The sequence below is a fragment of the Streptomyces sp. NPDC060205 genome, from assembly GCF_042728395.1.
Classification (GTDB): Bacteria; Actinomycetota; Actinomycetes; order Streptomycetales; family Streptomycetaceae; genus Streptomyces.
Window position 1 is genome coordinate 12,097 of the sequence record NZ_JBHWZP010000080.1, and the last position, 20,810, is coordinate 32,906.

The window sequence follows — 20,810 nt, forward strand, 5'->3', positions numbered from 1 at the left end:
GCCAACTGCCTCCTGCGATCCAGCGGTTGAGCCGGAGGAGACGGATGTGGGGGGCCGTGGGTTGGATGGTACGGCAGAGGGGGGCGAGCCAGGTCGAATACCCGGTAATAGGTCGGGATTGCGCCCATGGCTCCCACGGACGGACGAGGATACCGTCGTCACCCGGGAAGACGGTTCGCCCACCCCGCGTCCACCGGGCCCGCCGCGGCACCCGTGACGCGTGAGCGCACCACCCCCGGAGCCGTCGAATACGGAAGCAGGTCACCGGGGTTGTCGGGGAGGACCACCCGCACCTCGGCCGTCTCGCGGAAACGGTACGGGCGGTGCTCCAGGACGGCTCCCAAGTAGCGGCGCACACGCGACATCTCGGCCCGTACCGTCACCGTGCGGGCCGGGTCGCCGAACATGTCGTCGGCGAGCGCGGCGGCGCTGCGGCCGGTGCGGTGCAGGGCCAGCAGATACAGCAACTCGGTGTGCCGCGGACTCAGTTCATGGGTCCAGGTGCCCGCGGTGTCCGCCACGGTCACCGACCAGCGGCGCGGCTGCGAGACGTCCAGCTCGATCCGGGTGGCACCGCCCGGCGCGCGGGCTCCCTCCGGGGCGCGGATCAGCCAGCCCTCGGCCAGCGGCTCCAGCGAGCACAGGCCGAGCGACGGCAGCCAGATCCGGTCGGCGGCGGGCGCGGCGGGCAGCGCGACCCGGTCCAGGTGCGGCATGCCCGTGACCGAGGCGGTCCAGCCGTCCCGGTCGACCGCGAGGGCACGGCCGGTGATCCGGGCGAGGACCGGCGCGGCCACCGAGCGCAGCCGGTCCAGCGCGGTCAGATGCCGCTCCCGCAGCCGCGCCTCGGCGAGCTTGGCCACGGAGCCGACCCACGCGAGGGTCGACGGGTGCATCGTCTCCCAGGGCCCGCTGACGTCCACGACACCGATCAGCCGGCCGTCGCGCGGGTCGGTGATCGGTGCGCCCGTGCAGGTCCAGGTGGCGTGGGTGCGTACGAAGTGCTCGGCGGCGAAGACCTGGACGGGCCGGCGGACGACCGCGGGGGTGCCGATGCCGTTCGTGCCCACGACGTTCTCGCCCCAGTCCGCGCCGAGTTCGAAACCGAAGCCGTCGGCCCTGTGCAGCACGGGCCTGCTGCCCTCGCGCCACAGCACCCGGCCCTCGGCGTCCGCCACGACCATGATGTGGTGGGTGATGTCCGCGACCGACAGCAGCCCTTCGCGCAGCACCGGCAGGACGTGCCGCAGCGGGGACTCCCGGCGCCGCCGCTCGATCTCGTCGCGGTCGAGCAGCCCGGCGCGGAAGTCGTGGTCGGGGTCGACGCCGCTGCGCAGCATGCGTCCCCAGGACTCCCCGATGACCGGCCGCGGACCAAGGGGCCCGGGCTGCCCGGACAGGGTGGCGTCGCGCACCTCGTCGAGTACGCGGGCCGCCCGTGCCGCGTCCCTGGAGGTCAGCCCTGCCACGTTCTTGGGCGAGTGCGCCATCGTGTCCTCCCGAAGGGCCTGAGCGGACAGCCGGCAGCTGTCGGTCCCTCCCGGCGACGGGTGTCCGTCACCGAGCGCGACAATCCGAACACGCGGCGGAGATTCCATGCAGGGTATGCAAGGTAAGAGCAGGGTGCGGAGACGTTGCAACCCTCTGCAACTCTGGTGCGACGCCCGGTGCACGGCCGAAACTCTACGACGCACGGGGGTGGTGCCGTGTCGGCGCGGCACCACCCCCGTGCCAGGGCGGGCCGCACCGGCCGGGGCCGGGTCAGGAGACGGGGCGCGCCCGCTCCACCACCGAGGCCAGGTCGAGCGTGTGCGGCAGCGTCCCCAGCGACGAACCCCGGTCCCCGCCGAGCCGTGACGCGCAGAACGCGTCGGCGACCTCCGGCGGCGCGAAGCGCACCAGCAGCGAACCCTGCAGCACCAGGGCGATCCGCTCGACGATCCGCCGTGCGCGCCCCTCGACACCGCCCAGATCGGCGAGTTCGGTCAGCAGGTCCTTGATCGCGCCGTCCAGCCGGTGATCGGCGCCGCGCGCCAGACCGACCTCCTGGAGGTACGCGTTCAGGGCGGACGGCTCCCGCTGCAGGGCCCGCAGCACATCGAGCGCCTGGACGTTCCCCGCGCCCTCCCAGATGGAGTTGAGCGGCGACTCGCGCAGCAGCCGCGGCATGCCGGACTCCTCCACGTACCCGTTGCCGCCCAGGCACTCCAGGGCCTCCACCACGACCGGCGTGCACCGCTTGGTCACCCAGTACTTGGCCGCCGGCACCGCGAGCCGCAGGAAGGCCCGCTCCTGCTCGCCGCCGTCGTCGTACGCGGCGGCGAGCCGCAGCGCGAGGGTCGTCGCCGCCTCCGACTCCAGGGCCAGGTCCGCCAGGACGTTGCGCATCAGGGGCTTGTCGACCAGCCGGCCGCCGAACGCCTCGCGGTGCTCGCAGTGGTGCACGGCCTGCGCGACGGCCTGCCGCATCAGCCCCGCGGAGCCGAGCACACAGTCCAGGCGGGTCGCGGCGACCATCCCCATGATGGAGCGCACCCCGCGCCCCTCCTCGCCGACCCGGCGCGCCCAGGTGCCGTCGAACTCGACCTCCGCGGAGGCGTTCGACCGGTTGCCCAGCTTGTCCTTGAGCCGCTGGATCCGGAAGACGTTGCGGGTGCCGTCCTCCAGCACGCGCGGCACCAGGAAGCAGGTGAGCGCGTCCCGGCCGTCCTGGTCACCCCGTCCGCTCCGTTCGCCGGCGGGGTCCGCCTGCGCCAGGACGAGGAAGCCGTCCGACATCGGCGCCGAGCAGAACCACTTGTGGCCCGTCAGCTCGTACGTCCCGTCCTCGGCGAGCGGCCGCGCGCGCGTGGTGTTCGCACGGACGTCGCTGCCGCCCTGCTTCTCCGTCATGCCCATACCGAACAGGGCACCGGCCTTCTGCGCGGCCGGACGCAGGTCCTGGTCGTAGACGGTGGAGGTGAGCCGGGGCTCCCACTCGGCGGCCAGCGCCGGGTCGGTGCGCAGCGCGGGCACCGCCGCGTGGGTCATCGACAGCGGACAGCCGTTGCCCGCCTCGACCTGGCTCCAGACCAGGAAACCGGCCGCGCGCCGCACATGCCCGCCCGGCCGCGACCAGGCCGCCGTAAGACCCGCCGAGACGCCCTTGCCGAGCAGCCGGTGCCAGGACGGATGGAACTCCACCTCGTCCAGGCGCTCGCCGTAGCGGTCGTGGGTGAGCAGCTTCGGCGGGTTCTCGTTGGCCAGCGCCCCCCACTTCTGGACCTGTGTGGACCCGGAGGTGCGCCCGAGGGCCGACAGTTCGCCGCGCGCCTCGTCGAGGAGCTCGGGGGCGAGATGCCGGTCGACCGCCTCCACCAGGGCCCGGTCGGCGGTGAAGAGGTCGTACGCGACCAGCGGCGGAGCCTGGTTGGTCACGGTGTGGGTGCGGGCTGCCATGACTGCGAACCTACCCGCGGTGCGGCGATCGTCACCAAACTCCCGCCGCACCCCCCGTCCGCCGGAGCGCCGCCGTCCGGTCAGGCCGGCCGCGACAGCGCGGCCAGGTCGCCGGAGCCGAGCGTGTCCTCGCCGCGCGGGTTCACCGACCAGCTCGGGCTGTGGACGGTGTCGAGGTAGCGCTCGCCGAGGTCGGGGGCGATGGCCACGGAGGTGAGGTCCCGTGCCCCGTGCAGGTCCATCCAGGTGGACGCCCCGCTGACGACCGTGCCCGTGGACCCGCCGAACAGGAACCCCCGGGCGGCCAGCCGGCGGCAGACGCGGACGGTGTCCGCCTCCTCCACGTGCACCACGTCGTCGACGTACGACTCGTCGAGCATCGGCGGACGTACGCCCATGCCGAGCCCCGGGATCATCCGCGGACGCGCGGGCCCGCCGAAGGTCACCGAGCCGACGGTGTCCACCGCGACGATCCGCACCCGGCGCCGCCACTGCCAGAACCAGCGCGCGCAGCCCATCAGGGTGCCGGTCGTACCGGCCCCGACGAACAGCACGTCGAGGTCCGGGAAGCGGCGGGCGATGGCCGGCGCGGTGGTGCGGTAGTGCGCCCGCCAGTTGCTGTCGTTGGCGTACTGGTTGAGCCAGACGTACCGGTCGTCCGAGGCACACAGCGCCCGTACGTACGCGATCCGGGCGCCCAGGAAGCCGCCGTGCAGCGCGGGTTCCTCGATGACGTGGACCACGCTGCCCAGAGCTTCCATCATCCGCCGGGTCGCCGGGTTGCAGCGTGCGTCGGTCACGCACCGGAACCCGTAGCCACGGCTCGCGGCGATCACGCTCAGTGCCACGCCCAGGTTCCCGGACGACGACTCGACCAGGACGGATCCCGGCCGCAGGGCGCCGCTGCGTTCGGCGGCGTCCACCATCTCGGTGGCCGCCTTCATCTTGATCGACCCCGCGAAATTGAACCCCTCGCACTTCAGGAAGAGCGGCAGCCCCATCGTCGCCCGCAGGTCGACGTAGAGCTCGTTCTCGTTGAATTCCGAAGGATCGGAAATGACAGGCATGAGTCCCCCTCGTTCATGCGGCCTTCGTGCGGCGCCGTGCCCACGTCCCGTGCGGCACGGCGCCCGCCGGTCAGCCGTGCCGGCGCAGCTCGTGGAAGAAGCCGTCCACGACGTGCGGCTCGCCCCGCCGGGCCACCTCGTCGTGGACGAACTTGCCGACCGCGAGGTCCAGGACCCCGAGGCCGAAGGGCGAGAAGATCACCGTCCGGTCGGCCGGTACGGTCACCCGCCCGGACAGCACGTCGTCCAACGTGCCGTCGATGAAGTCCCGGCCGCCGCTGAGGCGTTCGGCCAGATGCGGAGAGGTCTCCGCCTTCAGGCAGTGCTCGATGTCGTCCACGAAGTTGGCCGAGGCGAGCAGGATCTCGGGTGCCAGGTCGCGCAGCGACACGTGCAGCACCAGCGGGGCGTGGTCGAACCACGCGAGGTCGTGGATGTGCGGACTGCCCGCGACGGTGGCGAAGACCACCAGATCGCTGGAGCGGACCAGCGACTCGGCACTGTCGTGCACGGTGAGCCGGCCCTTGGCGCCCGACCGTTCCAGATAGCCGCGGAAACCGGCCGCGCTGTCCGCGGCCAGGTCGTACACCCCGGTCTCCTCGAACGACCAGCCGGTGGCGGTCAGATGGGTGTGGATGTGGCGGGCGATCAGCCCCGTGCCGACGAACCCGACCCGGACCGGCCGGGCGCGTCCCCGGCTGAGCCGGTCGGCCGCGAGCGCCGCGGAGGCCGCCGTCCGGGCGGCGTTGATGATCGACGCCTCCAGGCAGGCGAACGGATAGCCCGTCTCGTGGTCGTTGAGGATCAGCACGGCCGAGGCACGCGGCAGTCCGGACGCCGTGTTCTCGGGGAAGCTGGAGACCCACTTGATGCCGTCCACCCCGATGTCCCCGCCGATCGACGCCGGCAGCGCGATGATCCGCGACGACGGACGGTCGGGGAAGCGCAGGAAGTACGACGGCGGGTTCACCGAGTCGCCGCCCCCGTGCAGCCGGTACACCCGCTCGACGAGGTCCGCGATCTCGCACTCCCGCCCTTCGAGGGCCTGCTGGACCTGGGCGCCGGAGACGACGGAGAACGGGGGAGCGGTGAGTGTCCTTGCGGGTGCCCCGGGCGACCCGGCTGCCTCTGCGGCCTGCGCCGCCTGTTCCGTGCCGGTCATGCGGTCCTCACTTCGGTCGTGGGGGTGGAGTCGGTCAGCCGGACCGGGTCGGCCAGTGCGGCGAGCACCTCGCGCGGGCCCTCGAAGGGCTCCCTGCTGTGCGCGGTGCGGATGTTGTCGACGATCATCAGGTCGCCGGAGCGCCACGGCTCGCGCACGGTGTGGGCCTCGTACACCGCGTTGATCTCCCGGACGACGTCCTCGCCGATCGGGTCGCCGTTGCCGTGGCGGGTGTTGAAGGGCAGCCCGTCGGGGCCGTAGACGTCCACCAGGTACTCCCGCACCTCGGGGTCCATCGTCCACTCGTTGAGGAAGGCGATCTGGTTGAACCAGCAGGGCCGTCCCGTGACGGGGTGCCGGAGCACCGCGGCGCGGCGCTGGCGGGTGTGCAGGGAGCCGTCGCCCTGCCAGGCGAACTCGATGGCGTGGGCCCGGCAGTAGCGTTCGACGGCGGCGCGGTCCTCGGTGCCGAAGGCCTCGCCGACCGACGCCCCGATCTCGTCGTTGTACGTCCGCGTGAGCAGCCAGCCCTCCCGGGCGAACCGCTCTGTGAGGCCGGCCGGCAGCGCGTCGAGCACGGTGGGCGCGTCGGCGACGGCGGTGGCGCCGCCCTGGGCCGGCGCGTCGAGGCACGCGAACAGCATCAGCGCGGGGAACTCGACCGCGTAACTCAGCTCGTGGTGCATGCACATCTGCTGGTTGGGCGGCCACTTGGTGGAGGAGTACACGCCGTCCGCGTACGTCCGCCGCGGCGCGAAGGACTCCCGGTCGGGCATCAGGCCGGTGGCCAGGCGCCGGAACACCTCACCGGTCGTGTCCGGGTCGGCCAGACCCAGACCGCGGACCAGGACGCTGCCGTGCTCGGCGACCACGGCGCGCAGCGCGTCGCGGTGCACGGCCGCCCAGCCCGCCGTGTCCCCCGCCACGTCGGCGCGCAGGATCGGGGGGCTGCCGGGACTCAGGACGACGTCGGGCAGCAGCGTCGGAGTCGAGGACATCGTGTGGCTCCTTCCGGTCTCGCGCGGTGCGGACCGCGCGCGGATGTGCGTGTGCTCGTGGGCCGGCTCCTGCGCCGGCCGCCGGGCCCGTTTCCCGGCGCGGCTCACGACGCCTCCCTGGCCGGGGTGTCGAGCAGTCCCGCCAGGTCGGCGAGGACGGGGTGGCGGGCGACGTCCTTGAGGGTGATCGCCCGGTCCAGCGCGACCGCCAGCTTCACCGCCGCGAGTGAGGTCCCGCCGCGGTCGAAGAAGTGGTCCAGACGGCCGATCCGGTCCTGCGGGATGCCCAGCACCTGGGCCCAGGCCGCCGCCAGCCGCCGCTCGCCCGGGGTGTCCGGCGCGTGCTCGCCGTCGCTGTCCGCCGCGCCGCTCCCCGCCAGGTCGAGGTCCTCGGCGAGCGCGGTCAGCGTCTTGCGGTCGATCTTGCCGTTGGCGGTCAGCGGCAGGCTCTCGCGCCGGTGGACGGCCGAGGGCACCATGTACGCCGGGAGCGACACGGCGAGCCGTTCCAGCACCGCCTCCGGGTCGAGCGGCTCGGACCCGGCGCAGAACGCCACCAGCCGCGTGCCGCCCGCGACCACCACCGCGCCGTCCCGGACGCCGTCCACCCGCAGCAGCGCGTTCTCGATCTCACCGATCTCGATACGGAAGCCGCGGATCTTCACCTGGCTGTCCCGGCGGCCCAGGAACTCCAGCTTCCCGTCGGGCAGCCACCGGCCGTGGTCCCCGCTGCGGTACAGCCGCTCGCCCGGCCGGTGCGGGTCCTGCCCGAACGCGGCCTTCGTGCGCTCGGGGTCGTTGACGTACCCGCGGCCCACGCACACCCCGGAGAAGACGATCTCGCCGGGCGCGCCGAGCGGTACGGGGGCCAGGTGCTCGTCGACGACGTACACGCGCACGTTGGCGACCGGCCGGCCGAGCGGGACCCGGTCCTCGTCCGGCACCCGGTCCATGACCTCGTGGTTGGTGTCGTCGGAGGTCTCGGTCAGCCCGTACGCGTTGGCCAGCCGGATGCCCGGCTCGGCCGCGAACCAGCGCTGGACGAGTTCCTTCTTGACGGCCTCCCCGGTGACCGACACGCAGTGCAGGTCGGGCAGTGCGCGCGGGCGCTGCTCCAGTTCGGCGAGGACGGCTTCGAGGTACGACGGGACGACCTGGAGGACGTTGACCCCGCCGTCCGCGATCGTGTCCACGAATCGCGGCACGTCCAGGATCACGTCCTGGGCGACCAGCAGGGTCCGCCCGCCGACCAGCAGCGAGGAGACCAGCTGCCACAGCGAGATGTCGAAGCACTGGGGCGCCGTCTGCGCGACGACCTGTCCCTCGCCGACCCCCAGGTCGTCGATCTTGGCGAGGACGTGGTTGACGAAGCCCGCGTGCTCGCACATCGCGCCCTTGGGCTCACCGGTGGAGCCGGAGGTGAAGTAGATGTACGCGAGCTGGTCCGCGCCGACCGCGACATGGAGGTCGCCGTCGGAGTGGTCCTCGGCGTAAACCTCCTCGACGTGCAGGACGCGGGCGCCGGTGTCGGCCGCGTCCAGCGTGGCGGTGCTGCCGCTCTCGGTCAGGACGAGTTCACAGCCGGCCCGCCTGAGCGTCCTCTCGATGCGCCCGGCCGGGAAGTGCGGCTCGACGGGCAGATAGACCCCGCCCGCCTTGAGGACCGCGAGGACCCCGGCCATCCAGTCCAGATCGCGTTCCATGACGACCGCGACGACCCCCTCGGGGCGCAGCCCGCGGGCGAGCAGCGCCCGGCCGATCCGGTTGGCCCGCGCGTTCAGCTCGCCGTACGTCCACTCCTCGTCGCCCTGGACGGCGGCGACGGCGTCCGGATGCGCGGCCACCCGCTCCTCGAAGAGCTCGTGGACGCGGCGGTCCGGCAGCGCGCGGTGCGGCCCGGCCAGCGCGTCGAGCTGGAAGCGGAGTTCGTCCTCGCCCAGGAGGCCGTGCCGGTCGTGCGCGGCGTCCGGGTCGGCGGTCAGCAGGCCGAGCGCGGTCAGGTGGTAGCCGGCGATGCGGGCGGCGGCGTCGGCGTCCAGGACGTCGGTGCGGTACCGCAGCCGCAGGGCGTGCCCCGCCACGCTCACGTGCAGCACGGCGTTCGCGGTGGCTTCGGTGGCTTCGGTGGCTTCGGTGTCCGCGGTCCGTCCGGTGCCGTCGTCGTGGCCGTGCGGGTCGAGCACGGCCGCGAAGGGGACCGGAGCGCCGCCCGACTCCCGCGCGGGCGGCTCCCCGGCCGGTTCGTGGGCGGCCTCGCGGACCGCCAGGTCCGCCTGTGCCAGCAGGTCGCGCCAGGTGCCGGGGCCGACGGCCAGCCGGCGGAGCACCGGCGCCGCGCCCTTCGCGGTGACGTAGCCGGTGACGGCCTCGCGTTCACCGGACAGGGCCGCGAGGACCTTGGCGTGTGCGGCCAGCAGCGCGGACGGCTCCGTCACCAGGCCTGCGGGCAGCGGAACTTCGTACTCCGCCGTGCCCGGGCGTGGGTCGCGCGTCCACCTCGGGATCGTGTCCATTCTCTGTTCCCCCCTGTGTTCCTTACGTGCTGTGGTCAGGCGCGCCGCTGTTCGGCCGCCGGGTTCCCGCCCCAGTGCGCCCCCGGCGGTACCTCCTCGCCCTTCATCAGGAACGAGTCGGCGGCGAGCACGGCGGCGTCCCCCACGGACGCGCCGTAGTGGACGAGCGCGCCGACGCCGAGCGTGACGCCGTCGCCGATCTCGATGTGGTCGGACTTGAAGGTGCCGTCCTCCTGCGAGTGCGACTGGATCTTGCTGTGCGCACCGAGGGTGCAGTCGTCCCCGATGGAGGTCAGCGTGCGCTCGGTGATGTAGGCCCCGTCGTCGAACACCCGGCGGCCGATGCGGACCCCGAGGAGCCGCCAGAGCAGGCTCTTGAACGGGGTGCCGTTGAGGAGGGCGAAGTGGGTGTCGGGCAGCTTCCACAGCCGCTCGTGCCGCCAGAAGAGCGGGTCGTAGATGGAGTGCAGCTGCGGTTCCAGCGCACGGAACCGGAGGATGGCCCGTTCCACCAGCGCGTAGTAGCCGGTGGTGAAGGCGACACCGACGAGCAGGGACGCCCCGATCAGCAGCCCGCCCGCGGTGCCGTACTCCCCGTACAGGTCGAAGGCGGCGAAGCCGAGGATGGTGAGGACGAACCAGTCGAACCACCGCAGGAACAGGAACAGGCCCATGGTGTGCAGGTTGTGGCGGTTCTTCGCGGCGAGGCGGCGCCGCAGTTCGTCGCCCTCGCGCAGGTGGTCGAAGCGGGTGTCGCGCTCCACGGTCCGCGGGATCTCGAAGGGCGGCGAGCCCAGCAGGCCGACCCCTTCGCGGACCTCCCCGTCCAGCGGGACCATGACCTTCGTCGCGAGCAGGACGTTCTCGCCCGTGCGGCCCCCGACCGGGTAGGCGATGTGGTTGCCCAGGAAGCTGTTCGGCCCGATCGTCGCGCGGGAGACCCGGAACGACGTGCCCGAGTACTCGGCGTTCATGATCGAAAGGCCGTCGGCGACCATCGTGCCGCGCCCGACGGTGGCCAGGAACGGCGTCTCGTGCGCGACTGCCGTGCCGAAGTTGGAGCCGGTCTGCTCGACGTGCGAGAGGTCGTACCCGATGGCCCGCAGGTAGTGGACGATGTACGAGCTGTCCCCGCACAGCCACTTGAAGAACCTGGCGTTGCTCAGCCGCGCGACGGAACGCTGCACGGAGTAGTGGAAGCCGTAGAGCGGGTACACGCGGTCCGGCTCCAGGAACGTGTTCAGCAGCCGCGGGACCACGGTCACGACGGCGAAGCCGACCACGACGAAGCCCACGAAGAGCGCGACGGACAGGGCGAACGCCTCGGCGTAGAAGCGTCCGGACGTGATGTTCTGCGTCTTCGGGTCCAGCAGCACGTCCAGCGAGGGCGCCACCGTCAGCAGCAGGTACGTGCCCCCGACGAGGAGCGGCATGGTGACCAGGAGCGTCTGGAGCAGGGTGGCCAGGCCGTAGCCCACCCGGCGCGCGGTGTCGCACTCCGCGGGGGCGACCCGTACGTAGTCCACGTCCGTGCGCTGGGCCGGCGAGCCGTGCCAGTGCTGACCGGCGGGCACCGCGGCGCCGCCGTACAGCGCCGACGCGTGACCGAGCTGGGAGCCGTCGCCCATGGCGGTGCCGATGTCGAGGACGGTGTTCTCGCCGACGAACACGTCCTGGCCCAGCGTGACCCGGCCGGTGCGGATGCGCCCGGCGTGCGCCTGGTAGCAGAGGAAGTGCGAGTCCTTGCGGATCACGGTGTTCGCGCCGACCGTGAACAGGTCGGTGCAGACCGGGACCGCGTGCGAGAGGATCGTGACGTTCTTTCCGATCCGCGCGCCCAGGGCCCGCAGGTAGAGCACGTACAGCGGGTTGCCGGCGAACAGGACCATCGGGTTCGCGTGCAGCAGCACCTTGACGGTCCAGAAGCGCAGATAGGCCAGGCTCCAGAGGGGGAACTCGGTCTCCTTCCAGCGGCCGACCAGCACCCATTTGGCCACCACCGGCAGCGTGCACAGGCCGACGAAGACAGCGCCGCCGAAGAGGGCCGACCGCAGATAGACGTCCACGACGCCGTCCCCGGCCGACACCCAGTCGTACCCCTGTGCGGTGACGAGCCCGGAGAGCAGGCAGTACAGGGCGAAGACGAGGAACTGCAGTGCCCCGCACAGGACGTACCGCGCGCTGCTCGCCACCGCGGGCGGCGCGGCCGGCTCCGGCGGCGGCGCGGGTTCCTCGGCCGGGACCTCGGAGAGCGCCGCGGCCAGGCCCCGGATCGTCGGGTGGCCGTACACGTCACGCATGGACACGGCCGGCAGGTCGGGATGCTTCCTGACCCGGGCGCAGAAGTGTGCCATCACCAGGGAGTTGGCACCGAGGTCGTCGAAGAAGTGACTGTCGACGGGGACCTGCTCGGCGCGTACGACACCGGCGAGCACCTCCGCGAGGACAGGTTCGATCCCGTTCACCGGGTCGCGGGTGGTCACGGACCGCGCCGGAGCGGCGGTCGCGACCTCAGTGGGATTTCCCACCACTTGATCTCCTTGCTGATGATTGCTCGTACTTGCGGACCGTTCGGAGTGTTTGACACCTCGGATGGGAATACGACGGATTCACGCCCGCAGTTTCATCACGCACCTGAATTGGTGACGAAAGATGTTCTGGTGAATCACAGTGATTCCTGTGTGACTCCGGTGTGCCGGAAGATAGACTTGTTTCTCGTGCACGCTGTGTTGTGTCAGGGCAGGCGAGAAGAGGATGCTCGGGAAGTGTGTGAAGTGGCCGCGCGGAAAAGGCGCAGTGCAGCACGGCATGATCCGCGTGGTTCCCACGCGGATCACGGGTAACGCGGCTGTGTCGGACCCTCGTCCGGGCCCTTCTGAGTCCCCCCGTGTCGTGGTGCCACTGAGCCGTCCCCACGTGCCCAGCGCAATGCAATCCGAATTGTTTCGGCGGGCTCATGAACGGGTCAAGGGCGTTTCGGCCTATGGCGCTTTCTCGCTGTTCGATGCTTCAACGGTCGGCACCCTGAATGATCTCGTCCGACCGCGCCACCGGGGAACTCACCGGTGCACAGTGCATGCGTTGTTGCGTATTCCACTTCTGCAGGGCGGGTGATTCGGCCACGCGGTCATGACAGAAAAAGGGTTCGATTTCTCTTTACGATTGCCACGGAATTGCCGCCGCTTTTCCGTCGTATGACGGAACCGGATCAGTACCGTCCCGCCACCGGGCCGCGCACGCCGCTCCCGCCACACCCGCTTCAGGTCGCGGTACCGGGGGATGAGTGCGACCCCGCGCGGCGGATACCTTTAGGGCGTGCAGCCAGCAAGTGAACCCCCTCAGAGGACGTCCGGTCGTCTCCACCGGGCGCGTGCCCTCTATCGGAACGTCTCCAAGCGCAGGACCGCCTGGCTGCTGCTCAAGGACACCGTGAACTCGTGCATCGAGTACCGGATCCTCGGACTCGCGGCGGAGGCGGCGTTCTTCACGCTGCTGTCCGTGCCGCCGCTGCTGCTGAGCATGATCGGCCTGCTGGGCTACGTCGACGACTGGACCGGCGCCGACACCATCGCCAGCGTGGAGACCAGCCTCCTGGAGGCGTCCCGCACGGTCCTGACCGACAAGGGCGTCAAACAGATCGCCGAACCGCTTCTGCACGACGTGATGGAGGGCGGCCGGCCCGACGTCATCTCCCTGGGCTTCCTGTTCGCCCTGTGGTCCGGCTCACGCGCGGTGAACGTCTTCATCGACACCATCACCGTCATGTACGGCCTCGACGGGGTGCGCGGCATCGTCAGGACCCGCCTGATGGCCTTCCTGCTCTTCCTCGTGGCCCTGCTGATCGGCTCGGTCGCCCTGCCCCTGATGGTCGCGGGCCCCGACGCCGTGGTGAACGTCGTGCCCTGGTCGACGACCGTCGTCCAAGTGCTCTACTGGCCCGTCGTCATCGTCCTGTCCATCGTCTTCCTGACCACGCTGTACCACGTGTCGGTACCGGTGCGCTCACCGTGGATCGAGGACGTGCCCGGTGCGCTCGTCGCCCTCACCATGTGGGTCCTGGGCAGCCTCCTGCTGCGCATCTACCTCACCAACACCGTCGAGGGCCCCACCATCTACGGCTCCCTGGCCGCACCCGTCGCCGTCCTGCTGTGGATCGGTGTCGCCGCCTTCGCCGTGCTCGTGGGCGCCGCCGTCAACGCGGCCATCGACCGGGTGTGGCCCGCCGCGGCCACCGCCGCCGCCCGCGCCGTCAACGAACGGCTGCGCGCCGAACAGGCCGCCGACCTCGTGGCCCGCGCGGCGGCGGCCCGCGCCGCACACGCCGAGGACGGCTACGACGACCCCGACGACCCGGACATGCCCTCCGAGTTCCCCGAGCGCTGGTCCCGCTTCCTGCCCCCGGAGGACGTGACCTCCCGGCTGCGCACCCACGCCAAGTCCACCCCCAAGAACAGCGACGACACGCCCCCGGCCCAGTGACGCGGCAGCCCCGCCGCGCTGACGTGGCAGCCCCGCCGCGGTGACCGCGGCGGGGCGTCAGGGTGCATCCGGGGGCGCGGGGCGTCAGACCTTCCACACCCCGTCCGCCGCGTGCTCCCGCGCGAAGTCCGCGAAGTCGCGCGGCGCACGCCCCAGGACCTGCCGCACGCCGTCCGTGGTCGTCGCGTTGTGCCCGTCGAGCAGCCCGTCGAAGACCTCCTCCATGAACGCGACCTCCTCGGCCGGCAGCCCGAACCCGGCCAGGATCTGCCCGTACTCCTTCGTCGGCACCGGCACGTACCGGATCTCCCGGCCCGCCGCGGCGGAGATCTCCGCCATGGCCTCCCGGAAGGACAGCAGCCGCGGCCCCGTGATCTCCAGCGTCCGCCCCGCGTACGAGGAGTCGGAGAGCGCCTTCACCACGACCTCCGCGAGATCGCGCGCGTCGATGAACGGCACCGGCACCTCACCCGCCGGGAAGACGAACTCACCACCGCGCACGCCGTCCACCAGCAGGCCCTCGCTGAAGTTCTGGAAGAACCAGTCGGCCCGCACCACGGTCCACGCGGTCCCCGACTCGCGCAGCGCCCGCTCGGTCGGCTCCGCCTGACGCTCCCCGCGCGCCGACAGCAGCACCAGTCGGCGCACACCGAGATCGTGGGCCCGCCGGGCGAACGCGGCGACGTTTTCGGCCGCGCCCGGCGCACCGACGTCCGGCGCGTACGCCAGATACGCCGCGTCGGCCCCGCGCAGCGCCCCGTCCCATGTCGAGGGGTCGTACCAGTCGAAGCGCACATCTCCCTTGCGCGAAGCGGCCCGTACACCGAACCCCGCGGCCTTCGCCGCCTCCGCCACCCGGCGCCCGGTCTTCCCCGAGGCGCCCGTCACCAACACCGTCCCGTTGCGCGTGTTCTCCGTCATGCGACCAGTCAACGACCGCACGCCGAAAGGGAACATCGCTGAACCTCTCGTTCCCATAAGAGCGCGTCTACTCTGGGGCCATGGACGCACTCGCAGGGCTTCTGGAGGGTCCACGCGCGCGTGGCGCCTTCATGATCCGGGCGTGCTTCGAACCTCCCTGGTCCCTGCGGATCGAGGACCGCGCCCCGCTCACCGTCATGCTGATGATCCGCGGCGAGTCCTGGATCACGCCCGACGGGGGCGAACCCGTGCGGCTGCGGGCCGGCGACCTCGCCATCGCGCGCGGCCCCGACCCGTACACCTGCGCCGACGACCCCGCCACCCCGCCCATCGCGGTGATCCTGCCGGGCCAGGAGTGCACCTACCCCGACGGGCGCTCGATGCGCGGCCACATGGACCTCGGCGTGCGCACCTGGGGGCAGCGCCTCGACGGTTCCATGGTGATGCTGATCGGTACGTATCCGGTGCAGGGCGAGGTCAGCGGGCGGCTCCTCGACGCGCTGCCGCCGGTGCTGACGCTGACCTCCGACGTATGGGAGTGCCCGCTGACCCCGCTGCTCACCGAGGAGATCGTGCGCGACGAGCCCGGCCAGGAGGTCGTCCTCGACCGACTGCTCGACCTGCTGGTCATCGCCGCGCTGCGCGCCTGGTTCTCCCGCCCGGAGGCCGAGGCGCCCGCCTGGTACCGGGCGCTGGCCGACCCGGTCGTCGGCCGGGTGCTGCGGCTCGTCCAGGACGACCCCGCGCACCCCTGGACGGTCGCCTCCCTCGCCACCAAGGCAGGTGTCTCGCGGGCCGCCCTCGCCCGCCGCTTCAGCGAACTCGTCGGCGAGCCCCCGATGACGTACCTCACCGGCTGGCGCCTCGCCCTCGCCGCCGACCGGCTGCGCGACACCGACGACACCCTGGAGGCCATCGCCCGCCAGGTCGGCTACGGCAGCGCGTTCGCCCTGTCCAGCGCCTTCAAGCGGGTGTACGGGGTCAGTCCGCAGGAACACCGGACGCGGGCGGCCCGGCAACCGATCGGCGTAGCCTTCTGAGTGTGGCCGAGCCGTACGCCGAGCAGCACTCCGAGCCGTCGCCGGCGCCGTACCGGGAGCGGGCGTCGCGGCTCACCGGTGCGCTCGTGTGGACCCGCACCGCCGTGCCGGGCGACACGGCGCCGGTCCTGCCCGACGGCTGCATGGACCTGCTGTGGACCGAGGGCCGGCTGTTCGTCGCGGGCCCCGACACGCGCGCGTACGTGAGCGACGAATCCGGCGGGCCGAGGCGGTACGCGGGGGTCCGGTTCTTTCCCGGCACCGCGCCCTCCTATCTCGGCGTGCCCGCCCATGAACTGCGCGACCGGCGCGTCGACCTCGCGGAGCTGTGGGACGGGGGCGAGGTGCGGCGGCTGACCGAGCGGGTCGACGCGGCGGCCGATCCCGCCGCCGCGCTGGAGGCGGTCGCCGTGGGGCGGGCGGCCGGGGCCGCGGCGCCCGATCCGCGGCTGCGGGCCGTCGTCGCGGCCCTGTCCGCGGGGGCCGCTGTCGCCGCGACCGCCGAGAAGGTCGGCTGGAGCGAGCGGCAGTTGCACCGGCGGGCGCTGGTCGCTTTCGGATACGGGCCGAAGACGCTCGCTCGTGTGCTGCGCCTGCAGCGGGCGTTGGCGTTGGCGCGGGATGGGAATGCCGCGGCGGAGGTGGCGGCGGTCGCGGGCTTCGCGGACCAGGCCCATCTGGCGCGGGAGGTACGGGAGTTGGCGGGGGCGCCACTGGGAGAACTGCTGCGCCACTGAAGGGGCGCGGGGAACTGCGCAGTCTTGTGTCTTCAGGGGGCGCAGCCCTTGAAGGGGCGCGGGGAACTGCGCAGTTTTTTGTCTTCAGGGGGCGCAGCCCCTGAAGGGGCGCGGGGAACTGCGCGACCAGCCCCCACCGGACCCGCACGTACACCCCTCCCGCAAGCTCCGGGGGCTGCGCCCCAGAAGAGGGGCCGCTACGGGGCGAGGTGGGCGAAGAGGTCCACCCCGTTGCCATCCGGGTCGTGGACGACCGCGTACCGCATGCCCCAAGGCGCGTCGAACGGCTTAAGTTCCGATGCGTGGCCCGCGGCCAGCAACGCCTCGTACGTGGCGTCCACGTCCGCGGGGCTGTCGCACAGGAAGGCCAGCGCCACCCGGCCTGCCCCTGTCGGCGGTCGCCACTCGGGGTGGAACGAGCGGATCGTGTCCTCCGTGTCGAGTGCGAAGCGCAGACCGCCGGGCAGTTCCGCCTCGACGTGCGGCAAGCTCTCGGCGCCCTCGGGAAAGGTGAGACCGAGACGGCGGTAGAAGGCGAGCGACGCGGCCATGTCGGAGACGACGAGGCCGATGAGATCGAATCGTGGAGTCATGGGTCCACCGTAGGGACCGCGGTGGCGCGGGTCTTGAAGGAATCGGACGTACGGCGAAGGCGGCGCACTCCGACACATGGTCGGGGTACGCCGCCCTGGACGGGACGAGGTGCGGGAGCCGGCCCGCGGTGCACGGCGGTTACTTCGCGTCGCGGTTGAACTGCGAGGCCGACCACCGGTAACCGAGCGCCGCCAGACCCAGGCACCAGGCCACGGCCAGCCAGCCGTTGTACCCGATCTCGGTGCCGAGCAGCAGCCCGCGCAGGGTCTCGATGGCCGGGGTGAAGGGCTGGTACTCGGCGATCGGCTGGAACCAGCCCGGCATGGTGTCGGCCGGGATGAACGCGCTGGAGATGAGGGGCAGAAGGATCAGCGGCATGGCCATGTTGCCGGCCGCCTCGGCGTTCGGGCTGGCCATGCCCATCCCGACCGCGATCCAGGTCAGTGCCAGGGCGAACAGGGCGAGCAGCCCGAACGCGGCCAGCCACTCGATGAACGTGGCATCGGTGGACCGGAAGCCGATGGCCACACCCACGGCCCCGACGAGGACCAGACTGGCGAGCACTTGCAGGACGCTGCCGACGACATGCCCGATGAACACCGACCCGCGATGGATCGCCATGGTGCGGAAGCGGGCGATGATGCCCTCGTTCATGTCGGTGGCCACGGACACCGCGGCCCCGATCACGGTGCTGCCGATGGTCATCATCAGGATGCCCGGGACGATGTAGGCGATGTACTCGGAGCGGTCGGCGCCGCCGCCGCCGATCCCCGCGCTCATCACGTCGCCGAAGATGTAGACGAAGAGCAGGAGCAGCATGACCGGGGTGAGCAGCAGGTTCAGCGTGAGGGACGGGTAGCGCCGGGCGTGCAGGAGGTTGCGGCGCAGCATGGTGGACGAGTCGCGCACGGCGAGGGAGAGGGTGCTCATCGGACGTTCTCCTTGGTCTGGTCGGACGCGGTGCTCTGGCTGGGGACGCCGGCGGTACCGGTGTCGGCGGGGTGGCCGGTGAGGGCGAAGAAGACGTCGTCGAGGTCGGGGGTGTGCACGGTGAGTTCGTCGGCCTCGATGCCGGCGGTGTCGAGCCGGTCGAGGACGGCGCGCAGTTCGCGCTGGCTGCCGTCGCTGGGGATCTGCAGGGCGAGTGCCTCGTCGTCGCGGGCGGCTTCGCGGAGCGCGGCGGCGGCGGAGCGGTAGGCGTCCGGGTCGGTGAAGCGGAGCCGGACGTGTCCGCCGGGGATGAGGCGTTTCAGTTCCTCGGCGCTGCCTTCCGCTGCGATGCGGCCGTTGTTGAGGACGGCGATGCGGTCGGCGAGCTGGTCGGCCTCTTCGAGGTACTGGGTGGTGAGGAAGACGGTGACGCCGTCGGTGACGAGTTCGCGGATGATCTGCCACATGTTGTGGCGGGAGCGGGGGTCGAGGCCGGTGGTCGGCTCGTCGAGGAAGATGATCCGCGGGTTGCCGACCAGGGTCATGGCGATGTCGAGGCGGCGTTTCATACCGCCGGAGTAGGTGGAGGCGGGCTTCCTGGCGGCCTCGGTGAGATCGAAGCGTGCGAGCAGTTCGGCGGCGATGCGCCGCCCCTCCTTCTTCGGCAGGTGGTGCAGGTCCGCCATGAGGAGCATGTTCTCCTCGCCGGTGATCAGGCCGTCGACCGCGGAGAACTGGCCGGTGACACCGATTGCGGCCCGCACGGCGTGTGGGTCGGCGCCGAGGTCGTGACCGCCGACCCGGATCTCGCCGGAGGCGGGGCCGGGGGAGACGAGGGTGGAGAGGATGTTGACGACGGTGGTCTTGCCCGCCCCGTTCGGGCCGAGCAGGGAGAAGATCGTTCCTTCGGGGACGACCAGGTCGATGCCGTCGAGCACGACCTTGTCGCCGTAGGACTTGCGCAGCCCGTTCGCCGCGATGGCCGGGTCGGTCATGAGGAATGCTCCTTCGAGAACTACGGGTCAGGGACTGCGGGGCGCGAACTGTGGCCGGGCGGGCCGCGGCTCAGAGACTGCGGGCGGTGATGTCGCCGTACGACGTGGTCGCGCGGAGGTGCAGAGCGGCGGCGGCGCCGTCCGAGTTCTTGAGCGCGTTGTCGATCCGGCCGGAGGCGGTACCCGCGTCCAGGGAGGCGGAGACTCCGCGGGCGGCGCCGACCGAGACGTCGCCGGCCTCGGTGCGCAGGACGACCGTGCCGCGTACGGCCTCGGTGATACGGATGTCGCCCTTCTGGACGGTGATCTCCGCCGGGCCGCCGAGACGGCCGACCGCGATGTCACCGGCGAGCAGGGTGAGGCGGGCCTCCGCGATCTCGTCGAGCTTGACCGAGCCCTGCGCCCCCTCGAAGGTGACGTCACCCAGCCGGCCGACGCCCCGGAACTCGCCGGCGGCCGTCTTCGCCTCGACGTGGGAGCCGGCGGGGAGCTGGACGGTCACCTCGACGGACCCGGAGCTGCCGAGGATCCGGTTCTTCGCCGGTGCGGCCTCGATCCGCAGGGTGCCGTCGGCGTAGGCGACCTCGATCTGCTCGGCGGCCTTCACGTCCCGGCTGTTCGAGGCGTTCGCGGGCAGGACCTCGACCGTGGTGTCGGCCCGGTCGGCGGCGATGAACCGGATGCGTCCCGCGGGGATGTCCAGGACGGCGGAGACCTGGCTGGTGGTGTCGAACTTCTGCATGGTGCTCTCCTCGGTGTGGTTGTCCGTTCGCCCGTTCGGCGTTTCCGACATTGGAAAAGCTACGTTGCGTTCATGGATTCGGCAACAGACCTGTTGCACAAGAAACTCATAACCCCAGCTCATAGGCAACATTTCGTTGCACTGGCAGTGAATCTAACGCAACATCCCTCACTCGTTGCGTTGCAATGTGTTTGGAGTGAACGCTATGCTCGACGCGCAGGGCAGGACCGAGAACCAAGAAGGAGACCGCGATGCCGGGAGGCAGGCTCACTCAGCAGGAGCGCCAGCAGATCGCGCTGGGGCTGGCCGACGACCTCGCGTACGCGGAGATCGCCAGGCGCCTCGACCGCCCGACCTCGACGATCACCCGTGAGGTCATGCGCAACGGCGGGCCCCTCGCCTACCGCGCGGACCTGGCCCACCGCGCCACCGAACACCGCGCGCACCGGCGCAGGGAGGCCGCGCCCAAGGGGCAGGCGGCACCTCCGCAGGCCCACGGCCGTGACGCCGAGGCCGTACGCGCGTATGTGGAGGTGTTCACCACCCTCCTCATGCAGTCGGGACTGCCCAAGATGACGTCCCGGGTGCTGGCGCACCTCTACACCACCGACGCGGGCAGCCTCACCGCGTCCGAACTCGTCCAGCACCTCCAGGTCAGCCCCGCGTCCATCTCCAAAGCGGTCACGCTCCTGGAGAGCCAGGGCCTCATCCGGCGGGAGCGCGACGAACGCCGCCGCGAGCGCTATGTCGTCGACAACGACGTCTGGTACACCGGGATGATCGCCGCCGCCAAGTCCCACGCCCAGCTCGCCGAGACCGCACGGCAGGGTGTCAGCGTCCTCGGCCCCGACTCCCCGGCCGCCGTCCGGCTCGAAGGCATCGCCCGCTTCGTCGACTTCGTGGGCGAGGGCATGACCCGCGCGGCGGAACAGGCACGCGAGGTCCTGTACGCGAAGCCCAAGCCACCGACCTCGGCCGAACCGACGTCCTAGCGACCTGGAGCCCGTCATGGCGCATCACATGGTCAGCAGCGCTCTAACGAGCACGCCGCCCCGGGGGCCCGTTCGAGAAGTGCGGGCACGTCGTGGCTGGCCGCGCAGTTCCCCGCGCCCCTAAAAAGCCCGTGCTGTGCGGCGCCTATAAGGGGCGCGGGGAGCCACGGCGCACCCGCACCTGCCACCGGGCGTCAGCCAG

The 20,810-nt window shown here is 71.7% G+C and carries 16 protein-coding genes; 4 read left to right on the forward strand and 12 right to left on the reverse strand.

The features are described 5' to 3' along the window. Positions 1-158: 158 nt before the first annotated feature. The 7 genes from ACFWGJ_RS16675 to ACFWGJ_RS16705 all read right to left on the reverse strand — a co-directional run bounded on the left by ACFWGJ_RS16675 (position 159) and on the right by ACFWGJ_RS16705 (position 11,709). Positions 159-1,490, reverse strand: a complete 1,332-nt coding sequence (locus tag ACFWGJ_RS16675; RefSeq protein ID WP_387324699.1) for a GAF domain-containing protein — start codon at positions 1,488-1,490, stop codon at positions 159-161. Between the two features lie 271 nt (positions 1,491-1,761). Next, positions 1,762-3,438, reverse strand: coding sequence for an acyl-CoA dehydrogenase family protein (locus ACFWGJ_RS16680; protein ID WP_387324701.1), 1,677 nt, complete (start codon positions 3,436-3,438; stop codon positions 1,762-1,764). 80 nt (positions 3,439-3,518) lie between these two features. Beyond that, positions 3,519-4,505 (reverse strand): 2,3-diaminopropionate biosynthesis protein SbnA, encoded by a 987-nt coding sequence (sbnA, locus tag ACFWGJ_RS16685; RefSeq protein WP_387324704.1) that lies wholly within the window; start codon positions 4,503-4,505, stop codon positions 3,519-3,521. 70 nt (positions 4,506-4,575) lie between these two features. Next, positions 4,576-5,667, reverse strand: coding sequence for a 2,3-diaminopropionate biosynthesis protein SbnB (gene sbnB, locus ACFWGJ_RS16690; RefSeq protein WP_387324706.1), 1,092 nt, complete (start codon positions 5,665-5,667; stop codon positions 4,576-4,578). Then, positions 5,664-6,665, reverse strand: coding sequence for a TauD/TfdA family dioxygenase (locus ACFWGJ_RS16695; protein ID WP_387324708.1), 1,002 nt, complete (start codon positions 6,663-6,665; stop codon positions 5,664-5,666). Before ACFWGJ_RS16695 ends, sbnB begins: the two co-directional genes overlap by 4 nt. Before the next feature lie 104 nt (positions 6,666-6,769). Beyond that, entirely contained in the window at positions 6,770-9,178 is a 2,409-nt protein-coding gene (locus ACFWGJ_RS16700) for an amino acid adenylation domain-containing protein (protein WP_387324710.1), read from the reverse strand. 35 nt (positions 9,179-9,213) lie between these two features. Then, the gene (locus tag ACFWGJ_RS16705) at positions 9,214-11,709 is read right to left on the reverse strand and encodes a Pls/PosA family non-ribosomal peptide synthetase (RefSeq protein ID WP_387324712.1); all 2,496 of its coding nucleotides are present in this window, start codon (positions 11,707-11,709) and stop codon (positions 9,214-9,216) included. Positions 11,710-12,493: 784 nt separating this feature from the next. On the opposite strand from ACFWGJ_RS16705, the gene ACFWGJ_RS16710 reads away from it, so the two are divergent. Continuing rightward, entirely contained in the window at positions 12,494-13,657 is a 1,164-nt protein-coding gene (locus ACFWGJ_RS16710; RefSeq protein ID WP_387324715.1) for a YihY/virulence factor BrkB family protein, read from the forward strand. 84 nt (positions 13,658-13,741) lie between these two features. Here the strand turns inward: ACFWGJ_RS16710 and ACFWGJ_RS16715 are convergent, their stop codons facing one another. After that, entirely contained in the window at positions 13,742-14,578 is an 837-nt protein-coding gene (locus ACFWGJ_RS16715; RefSeq protein WP_387324718.1) for an NAD(P)H-binding protein, read from the reverse strand. 80 nt (positions 14,579-14,658) lie between these two features. Between ACFWGJ_RS16715 and ACFWGJ_RS16720 the strand changes: the two genes are divergently transcribed. Continuing rightward, on the forward strand, positions 14,659-15,618 hold the full coding sequence (locus ACFWGJ_RS16720; protein ID WP_385836042.1) for a cupin domain-containing protein: 960 nt from the start codon (positions 14,659-14,661) through the stop codon (positions 15,616-15,618). Positions 15,619-15,620: 2 nt separating this feature from the next. Next, the gene (locus ACFWGJ_RS16725; RefSeq protein ID WP_387324721.1) at positions 15,621-16,355 is read left to right on the forward strand and encodes a helix-turn-helix domain-containing protein; all 735 of its coding nucleotides are present in this window, start codon (positions 15,621-15,623) and stop codon (positions 16,353-16,355) included. Between the two features lie 197 nt (positions 16,356-16,552). Here ACFWGJ_RS16725 and ACFWGJ_RS16730 read toward each other — a convergent pair whose 3' ends face one another. The 4 genes from ACFWGJ_RS16730 to ACFWGJ_RS16745 all read right to left on the reverse strand — a co-directional run bounded on the left by ACFWGJ_RS16730 (position 16,553) and on the right by ACFWGJ_RS16745 (position 19,616). Next, positions 16,553-16,948, reverse strand: coding sequence for a VOC family protein (locus ACFWGJ_RS16730; protein ID WP_387324723.1), 396 nt, complete (start codon positions 16,946-16,948; stop codon positions 16,553-16,555). A gap of 139 nt (positions 16,949-17,087) precedes the next feature. Continuing rightward, positions 17,088-17,879: an ABC transporter permease gene (locus ACFWGJ_RS16735; RefSeq protein ID WP_387324726.1), complete on the reverse strand. Its 792-nt coding sequence runs from the start codon at positions 17,877-17,879 to the stop codon at positions 17,088-17,090. Further along, positions 17,876-18,874, reverse strand: coding sequence for an ATP-binding cassette domain-containing protein (locus ACFWGJ_RS16740; protein ID WP_387324729.1), 999 nt, complete (start codon positions 18,872-18,874; stop codon positions 17,876-17,878). The genes ACFWGJ_RS16735 and ACFWGJ_RS16740 overlap by 4 nt, the downstream gene beginning before the upstream one ends. 70 nt (positions 18,875-18,944) lie before the next feature. Further along, entirely contained in the window at positions 18,945-19,616 is a 672-nt protein-coding gene (locus tag ACFWGJ_RS16745) for a DUF4097 family beta strand repeat-containing protein (RefSeq protein WP_387324731.1), read from the reverse strand. A 251-nt stretch (positions 19,617-19,867) separates the two neighbouring features. Between ACFWGJ_RS16745 and ACFWGJ_RS16750 the strand changes: the two genes are divergently transcribed. Next, positions 19,868-20,608: a helix-turn-helix domain-containing protein gene (locus ACFWGJ_RS16750; protein ID WP_387324734.1), complete on the forward strand. Its 741-nt coding sequence runs from the start codon at positions 19,868-19,870 to the stop codon at positions 20,606-20,608. Positions 20,609-20,810 lie beyond the last annotated feature (202 nt).